Source organism: Streptomyces sp. NBC_01451 (genome assembly GCF_036227485.1).
GTDB lineage: Bacteria > Actinomycetota > Actinomycetes > Streptomycetales > Streptomycetaceae > Streptomyces.
Map to the genome: position 1 here is coordinate 2,753,168 of NZ_CP109479.1, position 13,829 is coordinate 2,766,996.

Annotated in this window: 13 protein-coding genes; 7 read left to right on the forward strand and 6 right to left on the reverse strand. The window is 71.3% G+C overall.

Annotation, left to right across the window (positions count from 1 at the left end):
- Positions 1-20: 20 nt before the first annotated feature.
- Together OG595_RS11615 and OG595_RS11620 are read right to left on the reverse strand one after the other, a co-directional pair.
- Positions 21-350, reverse strand: a complete 330-nt coding sequence (locus OG595_RS11615) for an MTH1187 family thiamine-binding protein (protein WP_329270796.1) — start codon at positions 348-350, stop codon at positions 21-23.
- Positions 347-706, reverse strand: a complete 360-nt coding sequence (locus OG595_RS11620) for a DUF3817 domain-containing protein (protein ID WP_329270798.1) — start codon at positions 704-706, stop codon at positions 347-349. The genes OG595_RS11615 and OG595_RS11620 overlap by 4 nt, the downstream gene beginning before the upstream one ends.
- Before the next feature lie 245 nt (positions 707-951).
- Here OG595_RS11620 and OG595_RS11625 point away from each other — a divergent pair, with 245 nt between their 5' ends.
- The 4 genes from OG595_RS11625 to OG595_RS11640 all read left to right on the forward strand — a co-directional run bounded on the left by OG595_RS11625 (position 952) and on the right by OG595_RS11640 (position 3,599).
- Entirely contained in the window at positions 952-1,584 is a 633-nt protein-coding gene (locus OG595_RS11625) for an AIM24 family protein (RefSeq protein WP_189149669.1), read from the forward strand.
- 1 nt (position 1,585) lies between these two features.
- Positions 1,586-2,236 (forward strand): AIM24 family protein, encoded by a 651-nt coding sequence (locus OG595_RS11630; protein WP_329270800.1) that lies wholly within the window; start codon positions 1,586-1,588, stop codon positions 2,234-2,236.
- Positions 2,233-3,030, forward strand: a complete 798-nt coding sequence (locus tag OG595_RS11635; RefSeq protein ID WP_329270802.1) for an AIM24 family protein — start codon at positions 2,233-2,235, stop codon at positions 3,028-3,030. Before OG595_RS11630 ends, OG595_RS11635 begins: the two co-directional genes overlap by 4 nt.
- 92 nt (positions 3,031-3,122) lie before the next feature.
- Entirely contained in the window at positions 3,123-3,599 is a 477-nt protein-coding gene (locus tag OG595_RS11640) for a MarR family winged helix-turn-helix transcriptional regulator (RefSeq protein WP_329270804.1), read from the forward strand.
- A gap of 24 nt (positions 3,600-3,623) precedes the next feature.
- On the opposite strand, the gene OG595_RS11645 is transcribed toward OG595_RS11640, so the two are convergent.
- A complete protein-coding gene (locus OG595_RS11645) occupies positions 3,624-5,054 on the reverse strand; it encodes a sensor histidine kinase (protein WP_329270806.1) in 1,431 nt (476 codons plus the stop codon).
- Entirely contained in the window at positions 5,051-5,716 is a 666-nt protein-coding gene (locus OG595_RS11650; RefSeq protein WP_329270808.1) for a response regulator transcription factor, read from the reverse strand. Before OG595_RS11650 ends, OG595_RS11645 begins: the two co-directional genes overlap by 4 nt.
- Before the next feature lie 147 nt (positions 5,717-5,863).
- On the opposite strand from OG595_RS11650, the gene OG595_RS11655 reads away from it, so the two are divergent.
- The gene (locus OG595_RS11655; protein ID WP_329270812.1) at positions 5,864-6,481 is read left to right on the forward strand and encodes a PepSY domain-containing protein; all 618 of its coding nucleotides are present in this window, start codon (positions 5,864-5,866) and stop codon (positions 6,479-6,481) included.
- A 253-nt stretch (positions 6,482-6,734) separates the two neighbouring features.
- On the opposite strand, the gene meaB is transcribed toward OG595_RS11655, so the two are convergent.
- Together meaB and OG595_RS11665 are read right to left on the reverse strand one after the other, a co-directional pair.
- Complete coding sequence (meaB, locus tag OG595_RS11660; protein WP_329270814.1) at positions 6,735-7,691, reverse strand: methylmalonyl Co-A mutase-associated GTPase MeaB; 957 nt, start codon at positions 7,689-7,691, stop codon at positions 6,735-6,737.
- 67 nt (positions 7,692-7,758) lie between these two features.
- A complete protein-coding gene (locus tag OG595_RS11665) occupies positions 7,759-8,961 on the reverse strand; it encodes an acetyl-CoA C-acetyltransferase (RefSeq protein ID WP_329270816.1) in 1,203 nt (400 codons plus the stop codon).
- Between the two features lie 148 nt (positions 8,962-9,109).
- On the opposite strand from OG595_RS11665, the gene mce reads away from it, so the two are divergent.
- Together mce and scy are read left to right on the forward strand one after the other, a co-directional pair.
- Positions 9,110-9,550: a methylmalonyl-CoA epimerase gene (gene mce / locus OG595_RS11670; RefSeq protein ID WP_329270819.1), complete on the forward strand. Its 441-nt coding sequence runs from the start codon at positions 9,110-9,112 to the stop codon at positions 9,548-9,550.
- A gap of 244 nt (positions 9,551-9,794) precedes the next feature.
- Positions 9,795-13,643, forward strand: coding sequence for a polarized growth protein Scy (gene scy / locus OG595_RS11675; protein WP_329270821.1), 3,849 nt, complete (start codon positions 9,795-9,797; stop codon positions 13,641-13,643).
- Positions 13,644-13,829 lie beyond the last annotated feature (186 nt).

The window sequence follows — 13,829 nt, forward strand, 5'->3', positions numbered from 1 at the left end:
TGAGCGTGTGCGGGCGTGGTTTACCGGTCCAGGGGTGCCCTGTCACCGGATGCGGGTGACGGGGAGAGGTGGCGCTCCACCGTCTCCACCTTGGTGGTCAGACCGTCGGTCACGCCGGGGCGGATGTCCGCCTTGAGGACGAGGGAGACGCGCGGCGCGCGTTCCTCGACGGCGGCGACGGCGCGTCTGACGACGTCCATGACCTCGTCCCAGTCGCCCTCGATGGAGGTGAACATGGCGTCGGTGCGGTTGGGCAGGCCGGATTCGCGGACGACGCGGACGGCTTCGGCGACGTACTCCCCCACGTCCTCGCCGACGCCGAGCGGCGTCACGGAGAAGGCGACGATCATGCCTTGACCGCCCCGTCCTGCTCCTGGCGGGCGCGGGAGGCGATGGCCGCGTCGACCGCGTTCTCGGTCTCGCGGCGCAGCCTGCGCTCGGCGAAGAAGCCGCCGGTCGGCAGGACGGAGAGGACGAAGTAGAGGCCGGCGATCTTCAGGGACCACCTGGCGCGGTACCAGGCGTCCGCCCAGAAGATCACGTAGAGGACGAAGAGGAGTCCGTGGACCGCGCCCATGACGGGCACCGCGTTGAAGTCCGTGGTCCGCTTCAGCACCGAGCAGACCAGCAGGACGAGGAAGGAAACGGCTTCGGGGGCCGAGACCAGGCGCAGGCGGCGGAGGGCGGAGGCGGTCTTGATGTCCACGGGTCACCTTCGGTGGGTGCGAGGGGGTCACTTTGTGAATGAGCGCACAAACGTTCTCCATTGTGACATCGGCGTCCCGGGCGACCGGGACGGGGGTGTGGAGGGAGGCGCGGAGGGAGGTGTGGACGAAGGCGCGGCCGGAGGGGTGGACGCGAGATCGGCCCCTAGGGGGAGGTTCAGGGGCGATCTCCACCTTCGGGATCTGTTGCCGGGGGTGCCCGGCGGGCTACCTTCGCCCCGTGGCGATGTTTCGACTTCAAGGCAGCAAGGTGCTGGCCATCGACATGACCGGGGACGCCGTCAAGGCGAAGAACGGCTCGATGGTGGCGTACGACGGCCAGATGGACTTCAAGAAGCTCAGCGGCGGCGGTGAGGGCATCCGGGGGATGGTCACCCGGCGGATCACCGGTGAGCAGATGACACTGATGGAGGTGAAGGGGCACGGGACGTGCTGGTTCGCGGACCGCGCCTCCGAGATCAACCTCGTCGGCCTCCAGGGGGACAAGCTGTACGTCGAGTCGAGCAACCTGCTGGCGACCGACTCGGGCCTGCGCACGGGCACGTCCTTCACCGGGATGCGCGGCGCCTCGCAGGGCAACGGCCTGTTCACGACGACCGTCGAGGGGCACGGCCAGGCGGCGATCATGTCGGACGGGCCGGCGGTGGTGCTGCGGGTGAGCCCGCAGTTCCCGCTGACCGTCGACCCGGGGGCGTACATCGCGCACCAGGGCAACGTCAGGCAGTCCTTCCAGTCCGGTGTGACGTTCCGCACGCTCATGGGCGAGGGTGGCGGCGAGGCCTTCCAGATCCGCTTCGAGGGCGACGGCCTGGTGTACGTCCAGCCCAGTGAGCGCAACACGATCGCCGGGGATGTGTGACATGCCCTTCCGTGAGATCAACTCCAAGATGGTCGAGGCGACCCTCATGCCCGGCCAGCGCGTCTTCAGCCAGCGCGGGGCGATGCTCGCCTACAAGGGCGAGGTGTCCTTCACGCCCAACATGCAGGGCGGCCAGGGCGGGATCATGTCGATGATCGGCCGCCGGGTCGCCAACGAGGCCACCCCGCTGATGACGGTCGAGGGCAACGGCACGGTCCTGTTCGGGCACGGCGGCCACCACATCCAGGTCATCGGCCTCACCGGGGACACGCTGTTCGTCGAGGCGGACCGCCTCCTCGCCTTCGACGGCACACTCCAGCAGGGCACGATGTTCATGGGCTCGCAGGGCGGCGTCATGGGCATGGTCCGGGGGCAGGTGACGGGGCAGGGGCTGTTCACCACCACCCTCAAGGGGCACGGCTCGGTCGCGGTCATGGCCCACGGCGGGGTGATCGAGGTGCCGATCACCCCCCAGCGCCCGGTCCACGTCGACCCGCAGGCGTACGTCGCGCACCACGGCGACGTCCGCAACAAGCTGTCCACCGCGCTGGGCTGGCGCGACATGGTGGGCCGCGGCTCGGGCGAGGCGTTCCAGCTGGAGCTCAGCGGCAGCGGTGCGGTGTACGTCCAGGCGTCGGAGGAGAAGCTGTGACCACCTACCCGGGCGCGGGGCCCGTTGTCCACGACCCGATGACGCTGCCGTCCGACGACAACGTCAACAACTACACCTTCTGCGTGGAGCTCAAGGGGAGCCAGTGGTTCCTGCAGAAGGGGAAGATGATCGCCTACTACGGCTCGATCGACTTCAACGGCATCGGACACGGCCGTCTGGACCGTCTTGTCCGGACGTCTTTTCATTCGCCTCTGCACGCGAGCGACTGGGTCGTGGCCGAGGGCTCGGGCAAGATGCTCCTCGCCGACCGGGCCTTCGACGTGAATTCGTACGATCTGGAGGAGGGCAACCTGACCATTCGCTCGGGCAACCTTCTCGCTTTTCAGCCAAGTCTCGCGCTCAAGCAGTCGATCGTGCCGGGCTTCCTCACCCTCATCGGAACGGGCAAGTTCGTGGCCGCGTCGAACGGCCCGGTGGTGTTCATGGAACCCCCGATCCGGGTGGACCCGCAGGCCCTGGTCGGCTGGGCCGACTGCCCCTCCCCCTGCCACCACTACGACCATGGGTACATGACGGGCCTGATGGGCGGTCTACGTGCGATGACGGGCATCGGCGGGGCATCGGGCGAGGAGCACCAGTTCGAGTTCGTCGGGGCCGGCACGGTGCTGCTCCAGTCCAGCGAGACACTCATGGCCGAGCAGGCCACGGGGCTGGTTCCGCACGAGCCCGGGGTACCGGGCGGCGGCGGGGCTCCCACAGGTCATCCACAGCAACCGGGTGCACCGCGCCTTCCCGGACAGCTAGGTGACCTCCAGCGTCGCTTCGGGCTGTGAGCGGTAGTCTGCGGAGTGTGACGTCGAACATGTGCGCGCCGTCACGCCACCCTCACTAGTTCGCCTTTCAACCTTTTAGGTAGACTTCATTCATGGAGACCGAGACGGCCACAAGCTGGCTGACCGACGCGGAGCAGTGCGCCTGGCGCACCCACCTGGAGGTCAACAGGCTGCTGGCATACCAGCTCGAAAAGGACCTGCAACCGTTCGGCCTGACGATGAACGACTACGAGATCCTCGTGAACCTCTCCGAATCCGAAGATGTGCGCATGCGGATGAGCGACCTCGCGTCCGCCACCCTCCAGTCCAAGAGCCGGCTCTCCCACCAGATCACCCGCATGGAGAACGCGAACCTGGTCCGCCGGGAGAACTGCGAGTCCGACCGGCGGGGCCTGTACGCGGTGCTCACCGAGCAGGGCATGGAGACGATGAACAAGGTCGCGCCCCATCATGTGGCGTCCGTGCGGCGGCACTTCATCGATCTGCTGACCCCGGAGGCCCTGGCCGAGCTCAGCACGTCGCTCAAGCCGATCGCGCAGCACCTGCGCGACCAGCGGGGCAGGCCGTAGCACCGGGGGAACCCGTGCCACGGATCAGGTGACCGGCAGGCGGAGCTCGAACAGGGCTCCGCCCGCGGTCGCTTCACGCACGGTCAGCGTCCCGCCGTGCCGTACGGCGACGTCCCGGGCGATGGCCAGTCCGAGCCCGGCACCGCCGTCGTCCCGGCTGCGCGCGGCGTCGAGCCGTACGAACCGCTCGAAGACCCGCTCCCGGTCCTCCGGGGGAACCCCGTCCCCGTCGTCGGCGACCTCGACCACGGCCCGCGCGCCCTCCCGCCGCACCGACACGGTGACCGCCGACCGGGCGTGCCGCTGCGCGTTGTCCAGCAGATTGGCGACCAGCCGCCCCAACTGCGTCCGGGACCCGGCCACTTCCACGACAGCCTCCGTCTCCGTCGTCACACCCGCCCTCCCGTCCGCCTGCTCCCGGACCAGCTCCGCGAGGTCGAAGCGCGCGTCGGCGGGCCGCTCCCCCGCGTCCAGCCGGGCGAGCAGCAGCAGGTCGGCGGCGAGGCGTTGCAGCCGTACGGTGTCCTCGACCGCCCCTTCCACGTCCAGCAACTCCGGGTGTGCGGAGCCGACTTCGAGCTGGGTACGCAGGGAGGCGATGGGGCTGCGGAGCTCGTGCGAGGCGTCGGCGACGAACCGGCGCTGGCGTTCCACGGAGGTCTCCAGGGCGGCCAGCGTCTCGTTCGTGGTGCGGGCGAGCCTGGCCACCTCGTCGTGCGTGTCCGGCACCGGGACGCGCCGGGCCAGGTCCTCGGAGGCGGTGATCGCGGCCATCTCGGCCCGGATGCCCTCGACAGGGCGCAGCGCGCGCCGGGTGACCAGCCAGGTGACGCCCGCGACGACACCGAGGAGCAGCGGGAACCCGATCAGCATGACGGTCAACGCGGTGCTGACGGCGCTCTGTTCGGCGGAGAGCGGTGCGCCGGCGTGGACGGTGAGCGTCCCCTTGTCGTCGACCTCGACCCGTACGGCCGCGAACCGGTAGTCGGCCTCGTCGCCGTCGACGGTGGCGGACCCGTCGGAGAAGGAGACGTCCTCGTCGATCTCGCCGGGCGAGAGGGCGCCGTCGTCATCGTCGCTCCCGTCCCCGGACCCGTCCCCGGACCCCTCGTCGTCGCGTGCGTTGCCCGCCGGCACCTGCGGGCGCACGGCCGCGACACCCGTGCCGCTGATCCGCTCCAGATCCTCGCTGGCCGCGACGAGCCGTCCGGAGGCGTCGACGACCTGGACGGGCCGGTCGTCCGCGTCGAGCGACAGCTTGTCGTACGGCGTCCCGGCCGCCAGGTCGGCGGCGACCGCCCGCGCGGTCCGTTCCGCCTGCGTACCGGCCTGGCCGCTGAGGTTGGACCACAGGGAGAGCAGTACGGCGGTCCCGGCGGCGACCAGCGCGACCGCGACGACGACGGTGGCGCCGAGGGTGGCGCGGGCCCGTACCGAACCGAGAGCGCGTCTCACCGCGGCGCCTCCAGCCGGTACCCGGCGCCGCGCACGGTCCGGATCAGCGGGGCGCCGAGTTTCCGGCGCAGTGTGCTGACGTACACCTCGACGATGTTGGGGTCGCCGTCGTACGCGAAGTCCCAGACGTGCTCCAGGATCCGTGCCTTGGACACCACCTTTCCGGCCCGCACGACGAGCTGCTCCAGGACGGCGAACTCCTTTGCCGTGAGGGTGACTTCGCTCTCGCCGACATGGACGCGGCGGGCCGCGGTGTCGACCGTCAGCTCGCCGACCACATGGACGGGCGAGCCCCCCGCCGACCCGCGTCGGCGCAGCAGCGCCTTCACCCGGGCGACCAGGACGACGTAGGAGAAGGGCTTGGTCAGATAGTCGTCGGCGCCGGTGTCGAGTCCCTCCGCCTCGTCGTACTCGCCGTCCTTGGCGGTGAGCATGAGGATGGGTACGTCGTGGCCGGCGGCGCGCAGGGCCGCGCAGACGCGGTAGCCGTTGAGGCCGGGCAGCATGATGTCGAGGATCACGAGGTCGTAGGGCGTCTCGGAGGCCCGGTGCAGGCCCTCGCGGCCGTCGTGGACGACGTCCACGGCGTATCCCTCGGCGGTCAGGCCCTTGGCGAGCGACAGGGCCAGTCGCTTCTCGTCCTCGACGATCAACAGTCGCATGCGTACAGCCTCGCAAAACGAAGCTGAAGACGCCTTCAGGTGCCTTCAGGTCCGCTTCAGCCGCCGTCGGGCAGCTTGGTTCTCGTCATCGGGGCGGAGCGAATCGCCGCTGAACCGACCGAACCGAGCGAAGAGGCAGGAATTTCCATGAAGCGGAACATCGTCATCGCCACCCTCACCGCCACCGCCCTGGCCGGCGGCACCGTCGCGGCCTTCGCGGCGGGCGGCGACGGGCCGGCGGCGCGGGACCGGGCGGGAACGAACGTGCAGGTGGTCTCCGACCGGGACGACGACGCGGCCGAGGACGCGGCCGACGATCGTACGGCTGTTCGCAGCAGCGCCGTCACCGCCGCCGAGGCCGTCGCGGCGGCCCTGCGGCACACCACGGGGACCGCGGTCTCCGCCGAGCTGGAGGACGACGGCGCCGACGCCGGCACGTGGGGCGTGGAGGTCGTGCGGGGCGACGGGACCGAGTACGACGTCAAGGTCTCCGGCACCGGGAAGGTGCTGGGGGCGCACCGTGACACCGACGACGACAGCGACAGCGACGACCGCGCCGAGTTCGCCGCGCTGAAGGGCGCGAAGTCCGACGCCCGGGAGGCCGCCCTTGCCGCCGCGTCGAAGGGTACGGTCACCGAGGTCGGCGCCGACGAGGGGAACGGCGCGGTGGCGTGGAACGTGGAGACCGTGAAGGACGGCAGGGCGAGCGAGTGGAAGGTCGCCCTCGACACGGGCAAGGTCACGCGAGACCACTCCGACGACTGAGAACACCCTCGCCGTCCTTGCCCGTCCCGTACCGCACCTGAGGGCTGCGGCCCGCAACGGGCCCGGTCCTCGATCTCCCCCAGAGGGGGGACCCCCAGACAGGCTGGAATGCCCCCGTCAGCAGGACCGTCACGCCGGTCAGGGCGAAGCAGGCGCCCACCGGCAGGTGCCCGGCGAGAACTCCGGCTCCCGCCGCGCCGATCGTGCTCCCCGCGTTGGTGGCCGTGTTGACCCACGCACCTGTCCTCTCCCCTCACCGCTCCGTCAGGCCCGCGACCAGTTCGTCCGCCGCCCGGTAGGGGTCCAGTTCGCCCGCCACGATCCGCTCCGCCAGGGCGCTCAGGCGGCGGTCGCCGTGGAGGTCGCCGATGCGTTCGCGGAGGGTCGTGACGGCGATCGTCTCGACCTCGTGGGACGCGCGGGCGCGGCGGCGCTCGGCGAGGACGCCGTGCTCCTCCATCCACGCGCGGTGCTTCTCCAGGGCCTCGACCAGCTCGTCGACGCCCTCCGACCGCGACGCGACCGTCTTCACTATCGGGGGGCGCCAGTCGCCGGGGGATCTGGACGCGCCCAGGCCGAGCATGTGGTTCAGCTCGCGGGCGGTGGAGTGCGCGCCGTCCCGGTCCGCCTTGTTGACGACGTACACGTCGCCGATCTCCAGGATGCCCGCCTTGGCCGCCTGGACGCCGTCGCCCATCCCGGGCGCGAGGAGCACCACGCTGGTGTCGGCCTGTGCGGCGATCTCCACCTCGGACTGGCCGACGCCCACCGTCTCGACCAGGATCACGTCGCAGCCCGCCGCGTCCAGGACGCGGATCGCCTGCGGGGCCGCCCAGGCCAGACCGCCGAGGTGACCGCGGGTCGCCATCGAGCGGATGTAGACGCCGGGGTCGGACGCGTGGTCCGACATCCGCACCCGGTCGCCGAGCAGCGCGCCGCCGGAGAACGGCGACGACGGGTCGACGGCGAGCACGCCAACCCGCCTGCCCTGCCGCCGGTACGCGGTGACCAGAGCCGACGTGGACGTCGACTTGCCCACGCCGGGTGATCCCGTCAGGCCGACCACGTACGCGTTGCCCGCCAGCGGGGCCAGCGCGGCCATGACCTCGCGGAGTTGTCCGGACGCCCCCTCCACCAGGGAGATCAGCCTGGCCACGGCCCGCGGCCGGCCTTCCCTGGCCTGGGCCACCAGCGTGGGGACGTCCTGCATCACAACTCCGTTCCGATCTCGGACGTACGAGCCGTGCGGCCGGTCTCAGGGCCGCACGGCCGCCCTGCTACGCCTTGGGTACCCGCACGATCAGCGCGTCACCCTGGCCGCCGCCCCCGCACAGGGCCGCCGCGCCCACGCCACCGCCGCGCCGCTTCAGTTCCAGGGCCAGGTGGAGTACGAGCCGTGCGCCGGACATTCCGATCGGGTGGCCCAGGGCGATCGCACCGCCGTTGACGTTCACCCGATCCGTGGACACCCCGAGGTCCTTGATTGACTGGACCGCGACCGCCGCGAAGGCCTCGTTGATCTCGATCAGGTCAAGATCCTCGACGCCCAGGCCCTCCTTCTTGAGGGCGTGCAGGATGGCGTTGGAGGGCTGGGACTGGAGGGAGTTGTCCGGGCCCGCCACGTTGCCGTGGGCGCCGATCTCCGCGATCCACTCCAGACCGAGCTCCTCGGCCTTCGCCCTGCTCATCACGACCACGGCCGCCGCGCCGTCCGAGATCTGCGACGACGTGCCCGCCGTGATCGTGCCGTCCTTCGTGAACGCGGGGCGCAGCTTGCCCAGTGACTCCGTCGTCGTCTCCGCCCGGATGCCCTCGTCCTGGCTGAAAACGATCGGTTCGCCCTTGCGCTGCGGGATCTCGACCGGGGTGATCTCCGCCTCGAAGACGCCGTTCTTCTGGGCCGCCGCCGCGCGCTGGTGGGAGAGGGCCCCGATCTCGTCCTGCTCGGGGCGCAGGAGGCCCAGGCGGGTGTTGTGCTTCTCCGTCGACTCGCCCATGGCGATGTTCTCGAAGGCGTCGGTCAGACCGTCGTGCGCCATCGTGTCGAGCATCTCGATCGCGCCGTACTTGAAGCCCTCACGGGACTTGGGGAGCAGATGGGGGGCGTTCGTCATCGATTCCTGGCCACCGGCCACCACGATGTCGAACTCGCCGGCGCGGATCAGCTGGTCCGCCAGCGCGATCGCGTCCAGGCCCGACAGACACACCTTGTTGATGGTCAGCGCCGGGACGTTCATCGGGATGCCGGCCTTGACCGCGGCCTGGCGGGCCGGGATCTGGCCCGCGCCGGCCTGGAGGACCTGGCCCATGATCACGTACTGCACCTGGTCGCCACCGATACCCGCACGGTCGAGGGCGGCCTTGATCGCGAAGCCGCCGAGGTCGGCTCCGGAGAAGGTCTTCAGCGAGCCCAGCAACCGTCCCATGGGCGTACGCGCGCCCGCGACGATCACCGAGGTACTGCTGTTCGTTCCTGACATGAGGTGCGATCCCCTTTCAGCTGGGGAGCTGAGGAGTGTGAACGAGGGTTTACTAGGAATGTACTGAGCGGTAGTCCCGCCGTCATCGGGCCGTCGGTGTGATCGCGCGCACGTTGCGTAACCGTCTCCGGAGCGCTGCACTGACACCATGCTGACGCGAATCGACCACATCGGGATCGCCTGTTTCGACCTCGACACGACTGTCGAGTTCTACCGGGCCACGTACGGCTTCGAGGTGTACCACTCCGAGGTCAACGAGGAACAGGGCGTGCGCGAGGCCATGTTGAAGATCAACAACACGGACGACGGCGGCGCCTCCTACCTCCAGCTCCTGGAGCCGACCCGCGAGGACTCCGCGGTGGGCAAGTGGCTCGCCAAGAACGGGGAGGGCGTCCACCACATCGCTTTCGGTACGGCGGATGTCGATGAGGAAGCCGCGGACATCCGCGAGAAGGGCGTACGCGTTCTGTACGACGAGCCACGGCGCGGCTCCATGGGGTCGCGGATCACTTTTCTGCACCCCAAGGATTGCCACGGAGTACTGACAGAACTGGTCACTTCGGCGCCTGTTGAGTCACCTGAGCACTGACCCTCGTACATATGGGCCGGTAGGGTTGGGCACGGCCGCTCCCCTGTTGTCGGGAAGCGGTCCGGGTCCCGGTGTGTGGAGGTGCGGGATCCGAGGGCCGGGGTACAGGTTTCGGGGGCCGAGGGTGAGGGCGGAAGTCCGTGCTTCGCCGTTGATCTGACACCATTCCCCGGGGGCCCCGTCCGGCGGATGGACGTGGCTCGTTCGGAGAAGGTTGCGACCAGGGGACGGATGGGACCGCGCAGTGCGGGGCTACGAACGCCAGGAGCGAGAGCCGGCGGCTGACGTCGACCACCTCTCTCGGTTCGAGGCCGAGATGGAGCGGCTGAAGACCGAGCGGGAAAAGGCGATCCAGCATGCCGAGGACCTCGGCTACCAGGTCGAGGTGCTGCGCGCCAAGCTTCACGAGGCGCGCCGCACCCTCATGTCCCGGCCCGCCTACGACGGCGGTGACATCGGCTATCAGGCCGAGCAGCTGCTGCGGAACGCGCAGATCCAGGCGGACCAGCTGCGCCAGGACGCCGAGCGCGAGATGTCCCAGGCGCGCGCCCAGACGCAGCGCATCCTGCAGGAGCACGCCGAGCAGGCGGCCCGGTTGCAGGCCGAGCTGCACCAGGAGGCGGTCACCCGTCGCCAGCAGCTCGACCAGGAGCTGTCCGAGCGGCGCCAGACCGTCGAGTCGCACGTCAACGAGAACGTGGCGTGGGCCGAGCAGCTGCGGGCCCGCAGCGAGTCCCAGGCGCGCCGGCTCGTCGACGAGTCGCGGGCCGAGGCCGAGCAGGCGCTGGCCGCCGCCCGCGCCGAGGCCGAGCGGGTCGCGAACGAGGCCAGGCAGCGGCTGCAGAGCGAGGGCGAGTCCGCGCGCGCGGAGGCCGAACAGCTGCTGCGCCGGGCGCGTGCCGAGGCCGAGCGCCTCCTGAACAGCGCGACCTCCGAGGCCCGCGAGGCCGCCGACCACGCCGAGCAGCTGCGCAGTTCCACGGTGACCGAGTCGGACAGCGCCCGCCGTCAGGCCACCGAGCTGAGCCGCGCCGCCGAGGCCCGGATGCAGGAGGCCGAGGCCGCCCTGCGCGAGGCGCGCGCCGAGGCGGAGAAGGTCCTCAGCGAGGCGAAGGAGACCGCGAGCAAGGCGATCTCCAGCGCGGAGTCGGCCAACGAGCAGCGCACCCGTACGGCGAAGGAGCAGGTCGCCCGACTGGTCACCGAGGCCAGCCAGGAGGCCGAGGCCACCAAGGCGTCCGCCGAGGAGATCGTCGCCGACGCCAAGGCCAAGGCCGAGAAGATCGTCGCGGAGGCCGAGGAGACCGCCCGCAGTCTCACCGCCGAGGAGACCGCCTCCCAGCTCGCCAAGGCGGCCCGCACCGCCGAGGACGTCCTCAACCGGGCGTCCGAGGAAGCGAAGGCGACCACCCGGGCGGCCACCGAGGAGGCCGAGCGCATCCGCGCCGAGGCCGAGACGGAGGCCGACCGGCTGCGCGCCGAGGCGCACGACATCGCCGAGCAGCTCAAGGGCACGGCGAAGGACGACACCAAGGAGTACCGCGCCAAGACCGTCGAGCTTCAGGAAGAGGCCCGGCGGCTGCGCGGCGAGGCCGAGCAGCTGCGCGCCGACGCGGTCGCCGAGGGCGAGCGCATCCGCGCGGAGGCGCGCCGTGAGGCCGTCCAGCAGATCGAGGAGGCGGCCAGGACCGCCGAGGAGCTGCTCGCCAAGGCGAAGGCGGACGCGGACGAGACGCGCCAGACCGCCCAGTCGGACAGCGAGAAGGTCCGTACGGAGGCCATCGAGCGCGCGACAACGCTGCGCCGGCAGGCCGAGGAGACCCTGGAGCGGACCCGCAAGGAGGCCGAGCGGCACCGCGCGGAGGCCGTCGAGCAGGCCGAGGGCATCGCGGCGGACGCCGAGCAGGCCGCGCGCGAGCTGCGCGAGGACACCGAGCGGGGCATAGAGGCGCGCCGCGACGAGGCCGCCGCCGAGCTGACCCGGCTGCACACGGAGGCCGAGGACCGGCTCACCGCCGCCGAGCAGGCACTCACCGACGCCCGCACGGAGGCCGACCGGACCCGCCGCGAGGGGTCCGAGGAGGCGGAGCGGCTTCGTTCGGAGGCCGCCGAACGCATCCGCAGCCTCCAGGCGCAGGCCGACGCGGAGATCCAGCGGCTGCGCGACGAGGCGGCGGCGGACGCGTCCGCGTCCCGCGCGGAGGGCGAGGCCATCGCCGTACGCCTGCGGTCCGAGGCCGCGGCCGAGGCCGAGCGGCTGAAGACGGAGGCCCAGGACACCGCCGACCGGGTACGGGCGGAGGCGCAGGCCGCTGCCGAGCGACTGGCGACGGAGGCGACGGAGACGCTCGCCGCCGCCCAGGAGGAGGCCACCCGGCGGCGCCGCGAGGCCGAGGAGACCCTCGGTTCCGCCCGCCAGGAGGCCGACCAGGAACGCGAGCGGGCCCGCGAGCAGAGCGAGGAGCTGCTGGCGTCCGCGCGCCGGCGCGTGGAGGACGCCCAGGCCGAGGCCGTACGGCTGGTCGAGGAGGCGGACCGCCGTGCCAACGAGATGGTGTCGGCGGCCGAGCAGCACGCCCAGCAGGTGCGGGAGTCGGTGTCCGGGCTGCACGAGCAGGCCCAGGAGGAGATCCAGGGGCTGCGCTCCGCCGCCGAGCACGTCGCCGACCGGATGCGGCGCGAGGCGTCCGAGGAGTCGGACCGGGTCCGCGCCGACGCCTACTCCGAGCGGGAGCGGGCCTCGGAGGACGCCGGCCGGGTGCGGCGCGAGGCGTCGGAGGCCGCGGAGCACGCCAAGGCGCTCGCCGAGCGCACGGTGGGCGAGGCGATCGCCGAGGCGGAGCGGCTGCGCCAGGACGCCGCCGCGCACGCCCAGCGGGTGCGTACCGAGGCGTCGGACACCATCGCGGGCGCCGAGCAGGACGCGGCACGCAGCCGCGCGGAGGCGCGCGAGGACGCCAACCGGATCCGTTCGGACGCGGCGACGCAGGCCGACACGCTGATCACCGAGGTGACGGCCGAGGCGGAGCGCCTCACCGAGGAGACCAACGCCGAGGCGGAGCGGGTCCGGGCCGAGTCCGTGGCCGCGGCCGAGCAGTTGCTCGCCGAGGCGACCGGGGAAGCGGAGCGGCTGCGTGCCGAGGCCGCCGAGACGGTCGGTTCGGCACAGCAGCAGGCGGAGCGGATCCGTATGGAGTCGCAGCGGGTCAAGGCCGAGGCGGCGGCGGAGGCCGACCGGCTGATGTCGACCGCGCGCGACGAGGCCGACACCACGTTGGACGAGGCCCGCAAGGAGGCCAACAAGCGGCGCTCCGAGGCGGCCGAGCAGGTCGACACGCTCATCACGGAGACGGCCGCCGAGGCCGACAAGCTTCTGTCGGAGTCGCAGCAGGCCGCGCAGAAGACGACCGCGGAGGCGGAGGCGCAGGCCGACTCGATGGTGGGCGCCGCCCGCAACGAGGCGGACCGGCTGCTGGCCCAGGCGACGGCCCGGGGCAACTCGACGGTGGAGAAGGCCCGCACGGACGCGGACGAGCTGCTCGTCGGCGCGCGCCGGGACGCCACCGCCATAAGGGAGCGCGCCGAGGAGCTGCGCGACCGCATCACGGCCGAGATCGAGAGCCTGCACGAGCGGGCCCGCCGTGAGGCCGCCGAGACCATGAGGTCGACCGGCGACCGCTGCGACGCGCTGATCACGGCCGCCGAGGAGCAGCTCGCCAAGGCGGAGGCGAAGGCCAGGGACCTGGTGTCGGAGGCCAACTCCGAGGCGGGCAAGGTCCGCATCGCCGCCGTCAAGAAGGCCGAGGGGCTCCTGAAGGAGGCCGAGCAGAAGAAGAGCTCGCTGATCCGGGAGGCCGAGGAACTGCGAGCCGAGGCGATCCGCGAGGCGAAGGCCACCGTCGAGGAGGGCAAGCGCGAGCTGGAGATCCTCGTCCGGCGCCGCGAGGACATTCAGGCGGAGATCTCCCGTGTCCAGGACGTGCTGGAAGCGTTGGAGTCTTTTGAGGCCCCGTCGGCGACGAAGGACGGCGGCGTCAAGGCGGGAGCCGCCGTAGGCGTCACTCGTACGGGTGGCAAGTCGTCAGATGGCTAGCGCGGAGGGCGCGTTGCGTGCATTCTGTGTGGCTTTCTGGGGTCTTTGACCAATTCTTTGGCAAGGAGTCCGCCGGTTAGCCACTCAAAAGGGGTCTGATTCTCCATATCAATCGGGCTTCTGCTCTATGACACGCCGCTCGGCCCCCTAGGATTCCACCTATCACCTCACCGGTCTCATTCGACA